12 protein-coding genes are annotated in these 13,649 nt (G+C 72.0%); 9 read left to right on the forward strand and 3 right to left on the reverse strand.

Translation table 11 applies throughout. The features are described 5' to 3' along the window. Positions 1-67 precede the first annotated feature (67 nt). The 3 genes from xseA to ACZ6A9_RS01645 all read left to right on the forward strand — a co-directional run bounded on the left by xseA (position 68) and on the right by ACZ6A9_RS01645 (position 2,277). Positions 68-1,276: an exodeoxyribonuclease VII large subunit gene (gene xseA, locus ACZ6A9_RS01635; RefSeq protein ID WP_468976336.1), complete on the forward strand. Its 1,209-nt coding sequence runs from the start codon at positions 68-70 to the stop codon at positions 1,274-1,276. A 10-nt stretch (positions 1,277-1,286) separates the two neighbouring features. Beyond that, complete coding sequence (locus ACZ6A9_RS01640) at positions 1,287-1,553, forward strand: exodeoxyribonuclease VII small subunit (protein WP_468976339.1); 267 nt, start codon at positions 1,287-1,289, stop codon at positions 1,551-1,553. A gap of 133 nt (positions 1,554-1,686) precedes the next feature. Continuing rightward, positions 1,687-2,277 (forward strand): malonic semialdehyde reductase, encoded by a 591-nt coding sequence (locus tag ACZ6A9_RS01645; protein WP_468976342.1) that lies wholly within the window; start codon positions 1,687-1,689, stop codon positions 2,275-2,277. 77 nt (positions 2,278-2,354) lie between these two features. On the opposite strand, the gene ACZ6A9_RS01650 is transcribed toward ACZ6A9_RS01645, so the two are convergent. Further along, a complete protein-coding gene (locus ACZ6A9_RS01650; protein ID WP_468976344.1) occupies positions 2,355-2,861 on the reverse strand; it encodes a DUF4245 domain-containing protein in 507 nt (168 codons plus the stop codon). Between the two features lie 144 nt (positions 2,862-3,005). Here ACZ6A9_RS01650 and glpX point away from each other — a divergent pair, with 144 nt between their 5' ends. Then, positions 3,006-4,040, forward strand: a complete 1,035-nt coding sequence (gene glpX, locus ACZ6A9_RS01655) for a class II fructose-bisphosphatase (RefSeq protein WP_228967895.1) — start codon at positions 3,006-3,008, stop codon at positions 4,038-4,040. Between the two features lie 129 nt (positions 4,041-4,169). Here the strand turns inward: glpX and ACZ6A9_RS01660 are convergent, their stop codons facing one another. Together ACZ6A9_RS01660 and ACZ6A9_RS01665 are read right to left on the reverse strand one after the other, a co-directional pair. Beyond that, a complete protein-coding gene (locus tag ACZ6A9_RS01660) occupies positions 4,170-4,544 on the reverse strand; it encodes a WhiB family transcriptional regulator (RefSeq protein ID WP_468976346.1) in 375 nt (124 codons plus the stop codon). 108 nt (positions 4,545-4,652) lie between these two features. Beyond that, entirely contained in the window at positions 4,653-5,348 is a 696-nt protein-coding gene (locus ACZ6A9_RS01665) for a DUF1707 SHOCT-like domain-containing protein (RefSeq protein WP_468976349.1), read from the reverse strand. A gap of 146 nt (positions 5,349-5,494) precedes the next feature. On the opposite strand from ACZ6A9_RS01665, the gene ACZ6A9_RS01670 reads away from it, so the two are divergent. From ACZ6A9_RS01670 to ACZ6A9_RS01690, 5 genes are all read left to right on the forward strand, one after another. Then, positions 5,495-7,171 (forward strand): fumarate hydratase, encoded by a 1,677-nt coding sequence (locus ACZ6A9_RS01670; protein ID WP_468976351.1) that lies wholly within the window; start codon positions 5,495-5,497, stop codon positions 7,169-7,171. 310 nt (positions 7,172-7,481) lie between these two features. Beyond that, positions 7,482-8,906, forward strand: a complete 1,425-nt coding sequence (locus tag ACZ6A9_RS01675; RefSeq protein WP_468976353.1) for a M28 family metallopeptidase — start codon at positions 7,482-7,484, stop codon at positions 8,904-8,906. 113 nt (positions 8,907-9,019) lie between these two features. Further along, entirely contained in the window at positions 9,020-10,423 is a 1,404-nt protein-coding gene (locus ACZ6A9_RS01680; RefSeq protein WP_468976355.1) for a class II fumarate hydratase, read from the forward strand. 72 nt (positions 10,424-10,495) lie between these two features. Then, entirely contained in the window at positions 10,496-11,188 is a 693-nt protein-coding gene (gene fomD / locus ACZ6A9_RS01685) for a cytidylyl-2-hydroxypropylphosphonate hydrolase (protein WP_468976357.1), read from the forward strand. Between the two features lie 273 nt (positions 11,189-11,461). After that, complete coding sequence (locus ACZ6A9_RS01690; RefSeq protein ID WP_468976359.1) at positions 11,462-13,591, forward strand: SpoIIE family protein phosphatase; 2,130 nt, start codon at positions 11,462-11,464, stop codon at positions 13,589-13,591. The last annotated feature ends 58 nt before the right edge of the window (positions 13,592-13,649 follow it).

Below are 13,649 nucleotides of genomic sequence, written 5' to 3' on the forward strand. Positions count from 1 at the left end.
CGTAAGGGCCGGGTCCGGGGGGTTCGGTCACGGTGCGTTGTCGGTGGGGCGCACTACTCTCGCGGGCATGGCTGTCAACACGTCTGCGGAAGCTCCCATCCCGGTCGGGGAGGTGTCGCGGCTCATCGGCGGGTGGATCGACCGGCTCGGGGCGGTCTGGGTGGAGGGGCAGATCACCCAGCTGTCGCGGCGGCCCGGTGCCGGGGTGGTGTTCCTGACCCTGCGCGACCCCTCGTACGACATCTCGGTGGGCGTGACCTGCTATCGGCAGGTGTTCGACGCCGTCGCCGACGTGGTGAGCGAGGGCGCGCGGGTGGTGGTGCACTGCAAGCCGGAGTGGTACGCGCCGCGCGGGCAGCTGTCGCTGCGCGCCGCCGAGATCAAGCCGGTGGGGGTGGGTGAGCTGCTGGCGCGCCTCGAGCAGCTCAAGAAGTCCCTCGCGCGGGAGGGGCTCTTCGCGCCGGAGCGCAAGAAGCCGCTGCCGTTCCTGCCGCAGCTGATCGGCCTGGTGTGCGGGCGGGCCTCGGCGGCCGAGCGGGACGTGCTGGAGAACGCGCGGCACCGCTGGCCGGCCGTCCGCTTCGAGGTGCGCAATGTGGCCGTGCAGGGGGTGCACGCGGTGCCGCAGGTCGTCCAGGCCGTGAAGGAGCTGGACGCGATCGACGACGTGGACGTGATCGTCGTCGCGCGGGGCGGCGGCAGCGTGGAGGACCTGCTGCCGTTCTCCGACGAGCAGCTGGTGCGGGCGGTGGCGGCGTGCCGTACGCCGGTCGTCTCGGCGATCGGGCACGAGCCGGACAATCCGCTCCTGGACCACGTCGCCGACCTGCGCGCCTCGACGCCGACGGACGCCGCGAAGAAGGTGGTGCCGGACGTGGGGGAGGAGTACGAGCGGGTGCGGATGCTGCGCGACCGCGCGCGGCGCTGCGTGGGGGCGCTGCTGGAGCGGGAGGAGCGCGGGCTGGCGCAGGCGCTGGCCCGGCCCTCGATACAGGACCCGCACCGGATGATCGACGCGCGGGCCGAGGAGGTCACGGCACTGCTGGAGCGGGGGCGGCGCTCACTGCGGCACCAGCTGGACCGGGCCGAGTCCGAGCTGACGCACACCCGTGCGCGGGTGGTGGCCCTCTCCCCCGCCGCGACCCTGAAGCGCGGGTACGCGGTGCTCCAGCGGCCGGACGGGCACGCGGTGCGCGCTCCGGGCGAGGTGGAGGCCGGTGAGGTGCTGCGGGCGCGGGTGTCCGAGGGCGAGTTCACTGTCCGGGTCGATGCGTAGGGTGGGCGGAATGACGAGCAAGACGGAGACGGAGTCCGGGCAGGTGGCGGACGAGGCGCTCGGGTACGAGCAGGCGCGGGACGAGCTGATCGACGTCGTACGGCGCCTCGAGGCGGGCGGTACGACGCTGGAGGAGTCCCTCGCGCTCTGGGAGCGCGGCGAGGAACTGGCCAGGGTGTGCCGGCGCTGGCTGGAGGGGGCGCGGGCGCGGCTGGACGCGGCGCTGGCGGAGGAGGCCGGGGAGGACGGCGACGGGAGGGGCGGCCGCGAGGGCTGATCCGTGAAATGGATCACCGCCCTCCGGGTTTAGTTGAAGATTGAACCTCACGGGCGTACGGTCGAGTGCGTCATCAGGTTCGTGGTGCCCGCACGGGGCCCCGGGCCGACGCACCCCCGCAAGAGGTTCACGTATGTCTCTCCTTCTCGACGCCGCCGCCCAGGACCTGCTGTTCCGCGAGGCACGCACCGCCAACACGTTCACCGACGAGCCGGTGACCGACGAGCAGGTGCGGGCGATCTACGACCTGGTCAAGTACGGCCCCACGTCCATGAACCAGTCGCCGCTGCGCGTCACGCTGGTGCGCTCCCCCGAGGCCCGTGAGCGTCTCGTCCAGCACCTGGCCGAGGGCAACCGGTCCAAGACGGCCGCCGCCCCGCTGGTCGCTATCCTGTCCGCGGACAACGAGTTCCACGAGGAGCTGCCGCAGCTCTTCCCGCACTTCCCGCAGGCCAAGGACGCCTTCTTCGGTGAGCGCCCGGTCCGGGAGGGCTCCGCCGCCCTGAACGCCGCCCTTCAGGCCGCGTACTTCATCATCGGCGTCCGCGCCGCCGGCCTGGCCGCCGGACCGATGACCGGCCTCGACTTCGAGGGCCTGCGCAAGGAGTTCCTGGACGACGACCACACCCCGCTGATGGTCGTCAACATCGGCCGCCCCGGCCCCGACGCCTGGTTCCCGCGCAGCCCGCGTCTGGAGTTCGAGCAGGTCGTCACCACGGTCTGACCCCGTACACGGCGCACGAGGGGCGGGGTTCCGCCGGATCGGTCGATCCGGCGGAACCCCGCCCCTCGGTCACGCGCTCACTCGGTGCGCAGCGCCCCGGCCATCTTCGTCAGCTGCCCGAACGACCCGGTTCCCGTCACGAGGGTGGTCGAGCCCTCGGTTCCCTCCAGGACGAGCGCGTCGTAGTGGTCGCCCTCGTACCGCGTCCACGTCTCGCCGTCGATCTGCTGGGTGACGTCGGTCTTCTCGGCACCCTGCGTCTTGCTCCTGATGAACGCCGCCCGCTTGTCCGTGGACTGCTCCACCGCCACGTACTGCCCGTCCGGGGCGTGGTAGCCGAGGTGCCAGGCGTCGGCGTCGACGCCCCGGAAGCGCACGGAGGTGGGCTTCCACTCCTCCGGCAGACCGACGGGAGCGGCCACGGGATACGGGGCGGCCCGGCGGGCGGTGAGCAGGTCGACCCGGTAGTCGACCCGCTTGAGGTCGGGGTCGCCGTCCTCCTGCGTGTTGAGCAGCCAGACCACTCCCGCCACGAGCACGATGACAGCCAGGGAAAGGATCATGTCCCTGGCCGTTTTCTGCATGCTGTTCGTTCCTGCCACGCCCCCTATCGTCGCAGGTGCCCGGAGCGCTCATCCGTGGGGGCCCCTGCTCATTTTGTCTGCCTGGCGATAGAGTCGTGGCCCATACCCTCATCCGGCCGTCGTCGTACAGAAAGGTGCGCTCCGATGACCGAACACCATCACCTGCCGTCCGAGCTCGATGTTCCCTCCGAGGCCCCCGACCGCAACCTCGCCCTGGAGCTCGTACGGGTCACCGAGGCCGCGGCGATGGCCGCCGGCCGTTGGGTGGGGCGCGGCGACAAGAACGGCGCCGACGGCGCCGCGGTGCGCGCCATGCGCACGCTCGTCTCCACCGTCTCGATGAACGGCGTCGTCGTCATCGGCGAGGGCGAGAAGGACGAAGCCCCGATGCTCTTCAACGGGGAGCGCGTGGGCGACGGGACCGGACCGGAGTGCGACATCGCCGTCGACCCGATCGACGGCACCACGCTGACCGCCAAGGGCATGACGAACGCCATCGCGGTGCTGGCCGCCGCCGAGCGCGGCTCGATGTTCGACCCCTCGGCCGTGTTCTACATGGACAAGCTGGTCACCGGACCGGAGGCGGCCGACTTCGTCGACATCAACGCGCCGGTGAACGTGAACATCCGGCGGGTCGCCAAGGCCAAGCGGGTCACCCCCGAGGACGTCACCGTGGTGATCCTGGACCGGCCGCGGCACGAGGGCATCATCAAGGAGATCCGCGAGACCGGCGCACGCATCAAGCTGATCTCCGACGGCGACGTGGCCGGCTCGATCCTGGCACTGCGCGAGGGCACCGGCATCGACCTGCTGCTCGGTGTCGGCGGCACCCCCGAGGGCATCATCTCGGCCTGCGCGGTGAAGTGCCTGGGCGGCACGATCCAGGGCAAGCTGTGGCCCAAGGACGAGGAGGAGCGGCAGCGGGCGGTCGACGCCGGGCACGACCTCGACCGGGTGCTGACCACGGAGGACCTGGTCACCGGGGACAACGTGTTCTTCGTGGCGACGGGGATCACCGACGGTGAGCTGCTGCGCGGTGTGCGGTACCGGTCGGAGACGGCGACGACGGACTCGATCGTGATGCGGTCGAAGTCGGGGACGGTGCGGAGGATCGACTCCGAGCACCGGCTCAGCAAGCTGCGGGCTTACAGCGCCGTGGACTTCGACCGGGCGCAGTGAGACTCCGTCGGGTGCGGGTGGGTTGTGGCTGAGCGCGCAGTTCCCCGCGCCCCTGGGGGAGTCGCCCGGAAGGTGTGAGGGAGGGGGCGGCCTCTGTGCGGAGAGGGCGCCCCTTCTCGGGTGCGGGGGTCAGCCCGCCGCGGGTATGCGGCTCTGGCGGGCCGTCTTCTTCAGTTCCATGTCGCGGCGCCTGCGGCGGGCGAGGACCACGCGGCGTTCGGCGGCGGTGAGGCCGCCCCAGACGCCGTACGGTTCCGGCTGGAGCAGGGCGTGCTCGCGGCACTCGACCATGACCGGACAGCGGGCGCAGACCCGCTTGGCCGCGTCCTCACGGGAGAGCCGGGCGGCGGTGGGCTCTTTCGACGGTGCGAAGAACAGCCCCGCCTCGTCGCGCCGGCACACCGCCTCGGTGTGCCAGGGCGCGTCCTGGTCCCTGTCCCGCGCTGCTGCTCGCCGGTCCGGAACGGCGGCGACCTGCAGGGACGAATGCGGCGGTTGCAGCACGGTCTACTCCTGACGACGGCTTCGCAAGCGAGACACGATGCAGCAAGGCTTACCCGATGTGCGCGAGCCTATGCACTGAGTCCCCAACGGGCTCCGCCCGCACCGGAGTCAGTGCCCGAGGTGCTTGCGCATGCTCTTGCCGACCGTGCGGTGCACCCGGTCCAGGATGTCCGCGACGAGCTTCCCCCGCCGGGGCCGCGCCTCCACGCTGCCCAGCACCGCCCATCCGTCGACGAAGACCACCGGCGCCTCCTCGTCGGTCGCGTCCAGCGTGTCCACCTCGAAGGAACCGAGCACACCACCGCCCGTGCCGCGCAGCGACACGTTCTCCGGGACGCGGATCTCGACGCTGCCGAAGACGGCGAACGCCTTGATCATGACCTGCTGGTGGTCGAACATGGCCTCGCTGAGGTCGATCTCGACGCTGCCGAAGATCGCGTAGGCGTGGATGCGGCGGCCGGTCCGCCAGCGGCCCTTGCGGGTGGCGGCGCTGAACACCGCGACCACGCTGTCGTCGGGGTCCATCGGGATCGCGCCGGCGGTGGGCCGGTGGGGCGCGGGGGCGTGCGCCGCTCCTCGCCGGTGGGCTATCGGCAGGTCCCGGACGAACACGTCCAGCTCCCCCACCGTCTTGGCGGCCAGCACGCCCTCCACGCGCTCCGCGTGCTCGTCGGCGGTCAGGCGGCCCTCGGCGAGGGCCTCGCGCAGGAGGTCGGCGATACGGTCCCGGTCGGCGTCGGAGGCGCGCAGCTCGGCCGTCCGCGGTGCCGTGTCCGGCTGCTGGGCGTGCTTCTGAAGGTCCACGACAGCAGCGTAGCCAAACGCGATAGATCGCGACTACCCTCTGGAGCGGACAACTGAGGACAACCTCACAGGTTCGCCGCCGACGGCAGGTCCTAGGCTGGTCGGCGCCCGCCGACGGAGGCGGGCGGTCTTCCGTCGAGTGAGGAATGGGCGAGATGCCTGAGTTCGAGTACGCCGATCTGCTCCCCATGGGAGAGGACACCACCCCCTACCGGCTGGTGACCTCCGAGGGTGTGTCCACCTTCGAGGCCGACGGCCGGACGTTCCTCAAGGTGGAGCCGGAGGCGCTGCGCAAGCTCGCCGAGGAGGCCATCCGCGACATCCAGCACTACCTGCGCCCCGCGCACCTGGCGCAGCTGCGCCGGATCATCGACGACCCGGAGGCGTCCGGCAACGACAAGTTCGTCGCCCTGGACCTGCTGAAGAACGCGAACATCGCGGCGGCGGGCGTGCTGCCGATGTGCCAGGACACCGGTACGGCGATCGTCATGGGCAAGCGCGGGCAGAACGTGCTCACCGCGGGGCGTGACGAGGAGGCCCTGAGCAAGGGCATCTACGACGCGTACCAGAACCTCAACCTGCGGTACTCGCAGATGGCTCCGCTCACCATGTGGGAGGAGAAGAACACCGGCTCCAACCTTCCGGCGCAGATCGAGCTGTACGCCACGGACGGCGACGCGTACAAGTTCCTGTTCATGGCCAAGGGCGGCGGGTCGGCCAACAAGAGCTTCCTGTACCAGGAGACCAAGGCCGTCCTGAACGAGGCCTCCATGATGAAGTTCCTGGAGGAGAAGATCCGTTCGCTGGGCACGGCCGCCTGCCCGCCGTACCACCTGGCGATCGTGGTCGGCGGCACGTCGGCCGAGTACGCGCTGAAGACCGCGAAGTACGCCTCCGCGCACTACCTGGACGAGATCCCGAGCGAGGGTTCACCGCTCGGGCACGGCTTCCGGGACAAGCAGCTGGAGGAGAAGGTCTTCGAGCTGACGCAGAAGATCGGCATCGGCGCGCAGTTCGGCGGCAAGTACTTCTGCCACGACGTGCGCGTGGTGCGGCTGCCCCGGCACGGGGCGTCCTGCCCGGTCGCGATCGCGGTGTCCTGCTCGGCGGACCGGCAGGCGGTCGCGAAGATCACCGCCGAGGGCGTCTTCCTGGAGCAGCTGGAGACGGACCCGGCGCGGTTCCTGCCCGAGACCACCGACGAGCAGCTGGACGAGTCGGGCTCCGTGGTGAAGGTCGACCTGAACCAGCCGATGGACGCGATCCTCGCGGAGCTGACCAAGCACCCGGTCAAGACGCGGCTCTCGCTGACCGGACCGCTGGTCGTGGCGCGGGACATCGCGCACGCGAAGATCAAGGAGCGGCTGGACGCCGGCGAGGAGATGCCGCAGTACCTGAAGGACCACCCGGTGTACTACGCCGGCCCGGCGAAGACGCCCGAGGGGTACGCGTCGGGGTCGTTCGGACCGACGACGGCCGGGCGCATGGACTCCTACGTCGAGCAGTTCCAGGCGGCCGGCGGGTCCAAGGTGATGCTGGCCAAGGGCAACCGGAGCAAGCAGGTCACGGACGCGTGCGGCACGCACGGGGGCTTCTACCTGGGTTCGATCGGCGGGCCCGCGGCCCGGCTGGCACAGGACTGCATCAAGAAGGTCGAGGTCGTCGAGTACGAGGAGCTCGGGATGGAGGCGGTCTGGAAGATCGAGGTCGAGGACTTCCCGGCGTTCGTCGTCGTTGACGACAAGGGCAATAACTTCTTCCAGGACCCGACTCCGCAGCCGACGTTCACGTCGATTCCGGTGCGGGGGCCCGGACTGGCATAGCGCCTGGCCGGCGGGGCAGGGCGTTCCGGGGCGGCGGGAGGGCGTTCTTCGCCCCCGCCGCCCCTTCCCGTTGCCATCCCCCGGGGGCGGAGCCCCAGGTTCGGGACGGGAAGGGGCGGCGGGGCGGGTCAACTGGCCAACGCGTCCGCATAGCGGACCTCGCGTGCTGCTTTCGGACAATCTGGCGCCGGCCACGCCCGTTCCGTTGACGGGATCAACCAACGCTGTGAGTCTTCTCGGCGCTCAGGCATGCACATGCCATGTCAATCCTTGCGTGGCTCACCCCACAGCCACCTCCCGAGGAGACCAGGTGAAACGAAGATTCGCCGTGGCGAGCGTCTCGCTCGCCGTCGTGCTGGGCTGCGGAACACTCCCCGCCGCGGCAGCCGATTCCACGAGCACCGCGCCCGCCGCGACCGCCGCCGCACCCGACGTCGACGTCAACAAGGTCAAGGCGCACCTCAGCGAACTGAGCGCCATCGCCGCACGCAACGGCGGGAACCGCCGCTCCACCGGACAGGGGTACCGCGACTCCGTCACCTACGTGAAGGGCAAGCTCCAGGCCGCCGGTTACACCGTCACCGAGCAGCCCTGCACCTCCGGCTGCACCAGCGGGGCCGGACCCAACCTGATCGCCGAATGGCCCAAGGGCGACGCCAACAACGTCTACATGTTCGGCGCCCACCTCGACGGCGTCTCCGCCGGCCCCGGCATGAACGACAACGGCTCCGGGTCCGCCGCGCTGCTCGAGAACGCCCTGACGCTGGCCCAGCAGAACCCGGACATGCGCAACCGGGTCCGCTTCGCCTGGTGGACCGACGAGGAGCAGGGGCTCAACGGGTCCGACTTCTACGTGCGTTCGCTGTCCTCCACCGAGCGCGCGAAGATCAAGGCGTACTACAACTTCGACATGATCGCCTCCACCAACGGCGGCTACTTCATCAACCACATCACCTCCGCCGCCGCCGCGCCGATGAAGGCGTACTGGGACTCCCTCGGCCTCCAGCCGGAGGAGAACACCGAGGGCGCCGGCCGCAGCGACGACTACCCCTTCGAGCAGTACGGCATCCCGACCTCCGGGTACGCCATGGGCGCGAGCGCCCGCAAGACCTCCGCGCAGGCCGCCAAGTGGGGCGGCACCTCGGGGTCCGCGTACGACCCGTGCTACCACCGGTCCTGCGACACCCTCACCAACATCAACACCACCGGTCTCGACCGCGCGTCCGACGGGATCGCGTACACCCTGTGGCAGCGGGCCGTGAACACCGGCACCGGCGGCACGTGCGACCCCGCCGGCGCCGTCGGCAACGGCGGGTTCGAGAGCGGGACCTCGCCGTGGACCGGGAGCACCGCCACCATCGGCGCCCACTCCGGCCAGGCGCCCCACGGCGGCACCCGGTTCGCCTGGCTCGGCGGGAACGGGTCCACGAGCACCGAGTCGATCAGCCAGACGGTGACCGTCCCGTCCGGGTGCACCCAGGCGTCGCTCGCCTACTGGCTGCACGTCGACACCGACGAGTCCACCTCGCGCGCCTACGACCGGTTCACCGTGAAGGCCGGCGGCACCACCCTCGCCACCCTGTCCAACGTCGACGCCGGCAGCGGTTACGTGCAGCGGTCGGTCGACCTGTCGGCGTACGCCGGGCAGACGGTGACCCTGACCTTCACCGCCACCGAGGACTACTCCCTGCAGACCGGCTTCCTGCTGGACGACGTGGCCCTGCGCAACGGCTGACCGTCCCGCCACGGGCGGCTCCGCCCCGCCGCGCCCCCGCGCGGCGGGGCGGACGCGGCCCACGGGAATACGCTCGTCCGGGACCACTGCTGTGCATCTTCGGAGGTACGACGATGACGACCACGGACGACGACCGCGACTACCGCGTCGAGCACGACTCCATGGGAGAGGTGAGGGTCCCCGCCGACGCCAAGTGGCGCGCGCAGACCCAGCGCGCCGTGGAGAACTTCCCCGTCTCCGGACAGCGCCTGGAGCGCGCCCACATCGAGGCCCTGGCCCGCATCAAGGGCGCCGCCGCCGAGGTCAACGCCCGCCTCGGGGTGCTGGACGAGGACATCGCCGAGGCGATCAGGGAGGCGGCCGGCGAGGTCGCCGAGGGCCGGTGGGACGAGCACTTCCCCGTCGACGTGTTCCAGACCGGGTCCGGGACCTCGTCCAACATGAACACCAACGAGGTCCTCGCCACCCTCGCCACCGAGCGGCTCGGCCGGGACGTCCACCCCAACGACCACGTCAACGCCTCGCAGTCGTCCAACGACGTCTTCCCGTCGTCGATCCACATCGCCGCGACCGCCGCCGTCACCCGGGACCTGATCCCGGCCCTCGACCACCTCGCCGTCTCCCTGGAGCGCAAGGCCGCGGAGTTCGGCGACGTGGTGAAGTCCGGGCGCACGCACCTGATGGACGCCACCCCGGTGACGCTGGGCCAGGAGTTCGGCGGGTACGCGGCCCAGGTGCGGTACGGCATCGAGCGGCTGAACGCGTCCCTGCCGCGCCTCGCGGAGCTGCCGCTGGGCGGGACCGCCGTCGGCACCGGCATCAACACCCCGCCGGGTTTCTCCGCCGCCGTCATCGAGGAGGTCGCCCGCGCGACCGGGCTGCCGCTGACCGAGGCGCGCGACCACTTCGAGGCGCAGGGCGCCCGGGACGGCATCGTGGAGACCAGCGGGCAGCTGCGGACCATCGCCGTCGGACTGACGAAGATCGCCAACGACCTGCGGTGGATGGCGTCGGGGCCGCGCACGGGCCTCGCGGAGATCGCCCTGCCCGACCTCCAGCCCGGCTCCTCGATCATGCCCGGCAAGGTCAACCCGGTGATCCCGGAGGCCGTGCTCATGGTCTGCGCGCAGGTCACCGGCAACGACGCGACGGTCGCCGCCGCCGGCGCCTCGGGCAACTTCGAGCTCAACGTGATGCTTCCGGTCATCGCCAAGAACGTGCTGGAGTCGGTGCGGCTGCTCGCGAACGTCTCCCGGCTCCTCGCCGACCGCACCGTCGACGGCATCGTCGCGGACCGCGAACGGGCGCGGGAGTACGCCGAGTCCTCGCCCTCCGTGGTCACCCCGCTCAACAAGTACATCGGCTACGAGGAGGCCGCCAAGGTCGCCAAGAAGTCCCTCGCCGAGCGGAAGACCATCCGTCAGGTGGTGCTGGAGGGCGGCTACGTCGAGCGCGGCGACCTGACCGTCGGGCAACTCGACGAGGCGCTGGACGTGCTGAGGATGACACGGCCGTAAAGCCGCACATGCCGGGCGTGAACCGTGACGGGCACCGCAGCGTCGTAAGCCCGGGGCACCTGACATCTGCGCATGGCGGAGGGCGGAGCGACGATGGGCGAGCGAGCGGGCAGAACGTCCGGCCACTGGGCACCCGGGACGCGGATCCTGTGGCGCTACCGGGAGAACGGCGGCGCGCGCATCCACATCGCGCGCCCCGTCACGGTCGTGCGCGACGACCCCGCGCTGCTCGCGGTGTGGCTGGCGCCCGGCACCGAGTGCGTGAAGCCGGTGCTCGCCGATGGCACCCCCGTCCACCAGGAGCCGCTCGGCACCCGGTACACCAAGCCGCGCACGGTGGTGCGGGACCGCTGGTTCGGCACCGGTGTGCTGAAGCTGGCCCGGCCCGGGGACCCCTGGTCGGTGTGGCTGTTCTGGGACCCGGGCTGGCGGTTCAAGAACTGGTACGTCAACCTGGAGGAGCCGCTGGCCCGCTGGGCGGGCGGAGTGGACTCCGAGGACCACTTCCTGGACATCTCGGTGCAGCCGGACCGGAGCCGGCACTGGCGGGACGAGGACGAGTTCGCCCAGGCCCGGCGGGACGGTCTGGTGGACTCCGCGCTGGCCGGGCGGGTGCGGGCGGCCGGGCGGGCCGCGGTCGACGTGATCGACGCCTGGGGGCCGCCGTTCTCGGACGGCTGGGAGAACTGGCGCCCGGATCCGTCCTGGGCGGTACCGTCGCTGCCACGGGACTGGGACCGCACTCATGCCCACGCGTCCTCGTGAGACCCTTGCTGCGCCCCCGGGCGGGAAACGTAGGATCGTCGTCCGCACGGCGCGGGGCAGGAACTACCGGAGCGCGCGCTGGGCTTGACCGGACGTCACCGAGGGGCGGCAGGACGTGAGCGAGGGGTACGGAAACACCGGTACCGGCCGGGGACGGCCGGACGGTGGCGCAGCAACATCCTCTGACCACGAGCGAAATCCGTTCCGGGGCCACCTGTTCCGGGTATCGGAGTTTCGGCGGGACGAACCGCGCGCACGGCGTGCGCCGGACGGATGGACTCGACACGCGTGACGGAGCAGCCGACCTCCTTCGAACGCCCGCAGCCGGGCGTGGACCCCGCGGATCCCCGCGGGGCGCTCCTGCGTACCCCGACACCGGCCCGCGTGCCGGGCACCGGGGCCGCCTTACCGGTACAGGGCCGCTCGGGCGGTGAGCCGCCCGCGTCCGGGGCCACGTCACCGGGCACGGTCACGCCGGGCGGCACCGGGCAGGACCCTGCGGCCGTCGACCCCGGATCGGAGCACTCCCAGCCGGGCGCCGGACAGGGCGCCGGGCCGGACACGCCCCGGCCGCGTCCGGCGCCCGAGGGCATTCCGGTGCAGCCCGCCGCGGGGCAGGACCGGGCGGGGCACGCGCCGGACGGCACGGAGCGCCGCAGCGGGCAGGTGACGCCGCCCGGGCGGCCGACGCCGATGCGGCGGGACGGGGACCGGCTGCGCTTCGTCGGCGCCGCGACCCGGCGGATCGCCCGCGGCATCGACCTGGACGAGATCGTGATGGGGCTGTGCCGGGCCACCGTGCCCACCTTCTCCGACGCGATCCTGGTCTATCTGCGCGACCCGCTGCCGGTCGGTGACGAACGGCCCACCGGTCCGCTGGTGCTGCGGCTGCGCCGCACCGACCGGATCCCGGCCGAACGGGACACCGAGGGCGGTTTCCTGCCGGTCGCCGCGCCGCCGGAGCCGTCCGAGCTGGACTCGGTCGGTGAGGAACTGTGCACGGTGCGGCCCGGCAGCGCGCTCGCCGAGGTGCTGCGCGGCGTGCGTCCGGTGTTCACGGACGCGCCCGCCGCCCGGGCCGCGCTGCCCGAACTCCTCGGCGAGGACGGCGCGTCGGTCGTGCCGGACGGGCAGCGGGCGATCCTCGCGCCGCTGCGCGGCCGGCGCCGGGTGATCGGTGCGGCGCTGTTCCTGCGCCGTCCGGAACGCATCCCGTTCGAGGCCGACGACCTGCTGGTCGCGGCGCAGCTCGCCACGCACAGCGCCCTCGGCATCGACAAGGCGGTGCTCTACGGGCGGGAGGCGTACATCGCGGACGAGCTGCAGCGCACGATGCTGCCGGAGACCCTGCCGCGCTGCACCGGCGTACGGCTGGCGTCGCGGTACCTGCCGGCCGCGGAGACCGCGCGGGTGGGCGGTGACTGGTACGACGCGATCCCGCTGCCGGGCAGCCGGGTGGCGCTGGTGGTCGGCGACGTGATGGGGCACTCCATGACGTCGGCGGCGATCATGGGCCAGCTGCGCACCACCGCGCAGACCCTGGCCGGGCTCGACCTGCCCCCGCAGGAGGTGCTGCACCACCTCGACGAGCAGGCGCAGCGGCTCGGCGTGGACCGCATGGCGACCTGCCTGTACGCGGTGTACGACCCGGTATCGCACCGGATCACCATCGCCAACGCCGGTCATCCGCCGCCGGTCCTGCTGGAGCTGGGCGGCCGGGCCGAGGTGCTGCGGGTGCCCGCGGGAGCGCCGATCGGTGTGGGCGGGGTGGACTTCGAGGCCGTGGAGCTGGACGCGCCCGCCGGGGCGACCCTGCTGCTGTACACCGACGGCCTGGTGGAGTCCCGGCTGCGGGACGTGTGGACGGGCATCGAGCAGCTGCGGGAGAAGCTCGCCGCGACCGCCCAGCTGACCGGTCCGGATCATCCGCCGCCGCTGGAGGCGCTGTGCGACGAGGTGCTCGACATGCTCGGTCCGGGTGACCGGGACGACGACATCGCGCTGCTCGCCGCCCGTTTCGACGGGATCGCGCCGAACGACGTGGCGTACTGGTTCCTGGAGCCGGAGGACGCGGCCCCCGGCCGGGCCCGCCGCCTCGCCCGGCGGGCGCTGACCCGCTGGGGTCTGGAGGAGCTGAGCGACTCCGTGGAGCTGCTGGTCAGCGAGGTGGTGACGAACGCGGTGCGGTACGCCACGCGGCCGGTGACGCTGCGGCTGCTGCGCACGGACGTGCTGCGCTGCGAGGTCGGCGACGACGTGCCGCAGCTGCCGCGGCTGCGGCAGGCGCGGGCCACGGACGAGGGCGGGCGCGGGCTGTACCTGGTGAACCGGCTGGCCCGGCGCTGGGGGGCGACCCGGCTGAGCACGGGCAAGGTGGTGTGGTTCGAGCTGAACCACGGCTGAGCCGTCGCGTGCGGCGTGCGCACGGCACGAGGGGCGCCCGGTGACCGCACCGGGCGCC

The organism is Streptomyces sp. NPDC041124, from assembly GCF_055592385.1.

What these genes read in the sequence shown, in the direction of transcription:
- ACZ6A9_RS01690 (WP_468976359.1), top strand. Translation starts at nt 11,462, where the DNA reads ATGGACTCGACACGCGTGACGGAGCAGCCGACCTCCTTCGAACGCCCG.
- ACZ6A9_RS01650 (WP_468976344.1), bottom strand. Translation starts at nt 2,861, where the DNA reads ATGCAGAAAACGGCCAGGGACATGATCCTTTCCCTGGCTGTCATCGTG.
- fomD (WP_468976357.1), top strand. Translation starts at nt 10,496, where the DNA reads ATGGCGGAGGGCGGAGCGACGATGGGCGAGCGAGCGGGCAGAACGTCC.
- glpX (WP_228967895.1), top strand. Translation starts at nt 3,006, where the DNA reads ATGACCGAACACCATCACCTGCCGTCCGAGCTCGATGTTCCCTCCGAG.
- xseA (WP_468976336.1), top strand. Translation starts at nt 68, where the DNA reads ATGGCTGTCAACACGTCTGCGGAAGCTCCCATCCCGGTCGGGGAGGTG.
- ACZ6A9_RS01640 (WP_468976339.1), top strand. Translation starts at nt 1,287, where the DNA reads ATGACGAGCAAGACGGAGACGGAGTCCGGGCAGGTGGCGGACGAGGCG.
- ACZ6A9_RS01645 (WP_468976342.1), top strand. Translation starts at nt 1,687, where the DNA reads ATGTCTCTCCTTCTCGACGCCGCCGCCCAGGACCTGCTGTTCCGCGAG.
- ACZ6A9_RS01680 (WP_468976355.1), top strand. Translation starts at nt 9,020, where the DNA reads ATGACGACCACGGACGACGACCGCGACTACCGCGTCGAGCACGACTCC.
- ACZ6A9_RS01670 (WP_468976351.1), top strand. Translation starts at nt 5,495, where the DNA reads ATGGGCGAGATGCCTGAGTTCGAGTACGCCGATCTGCTCCCCATGGGA.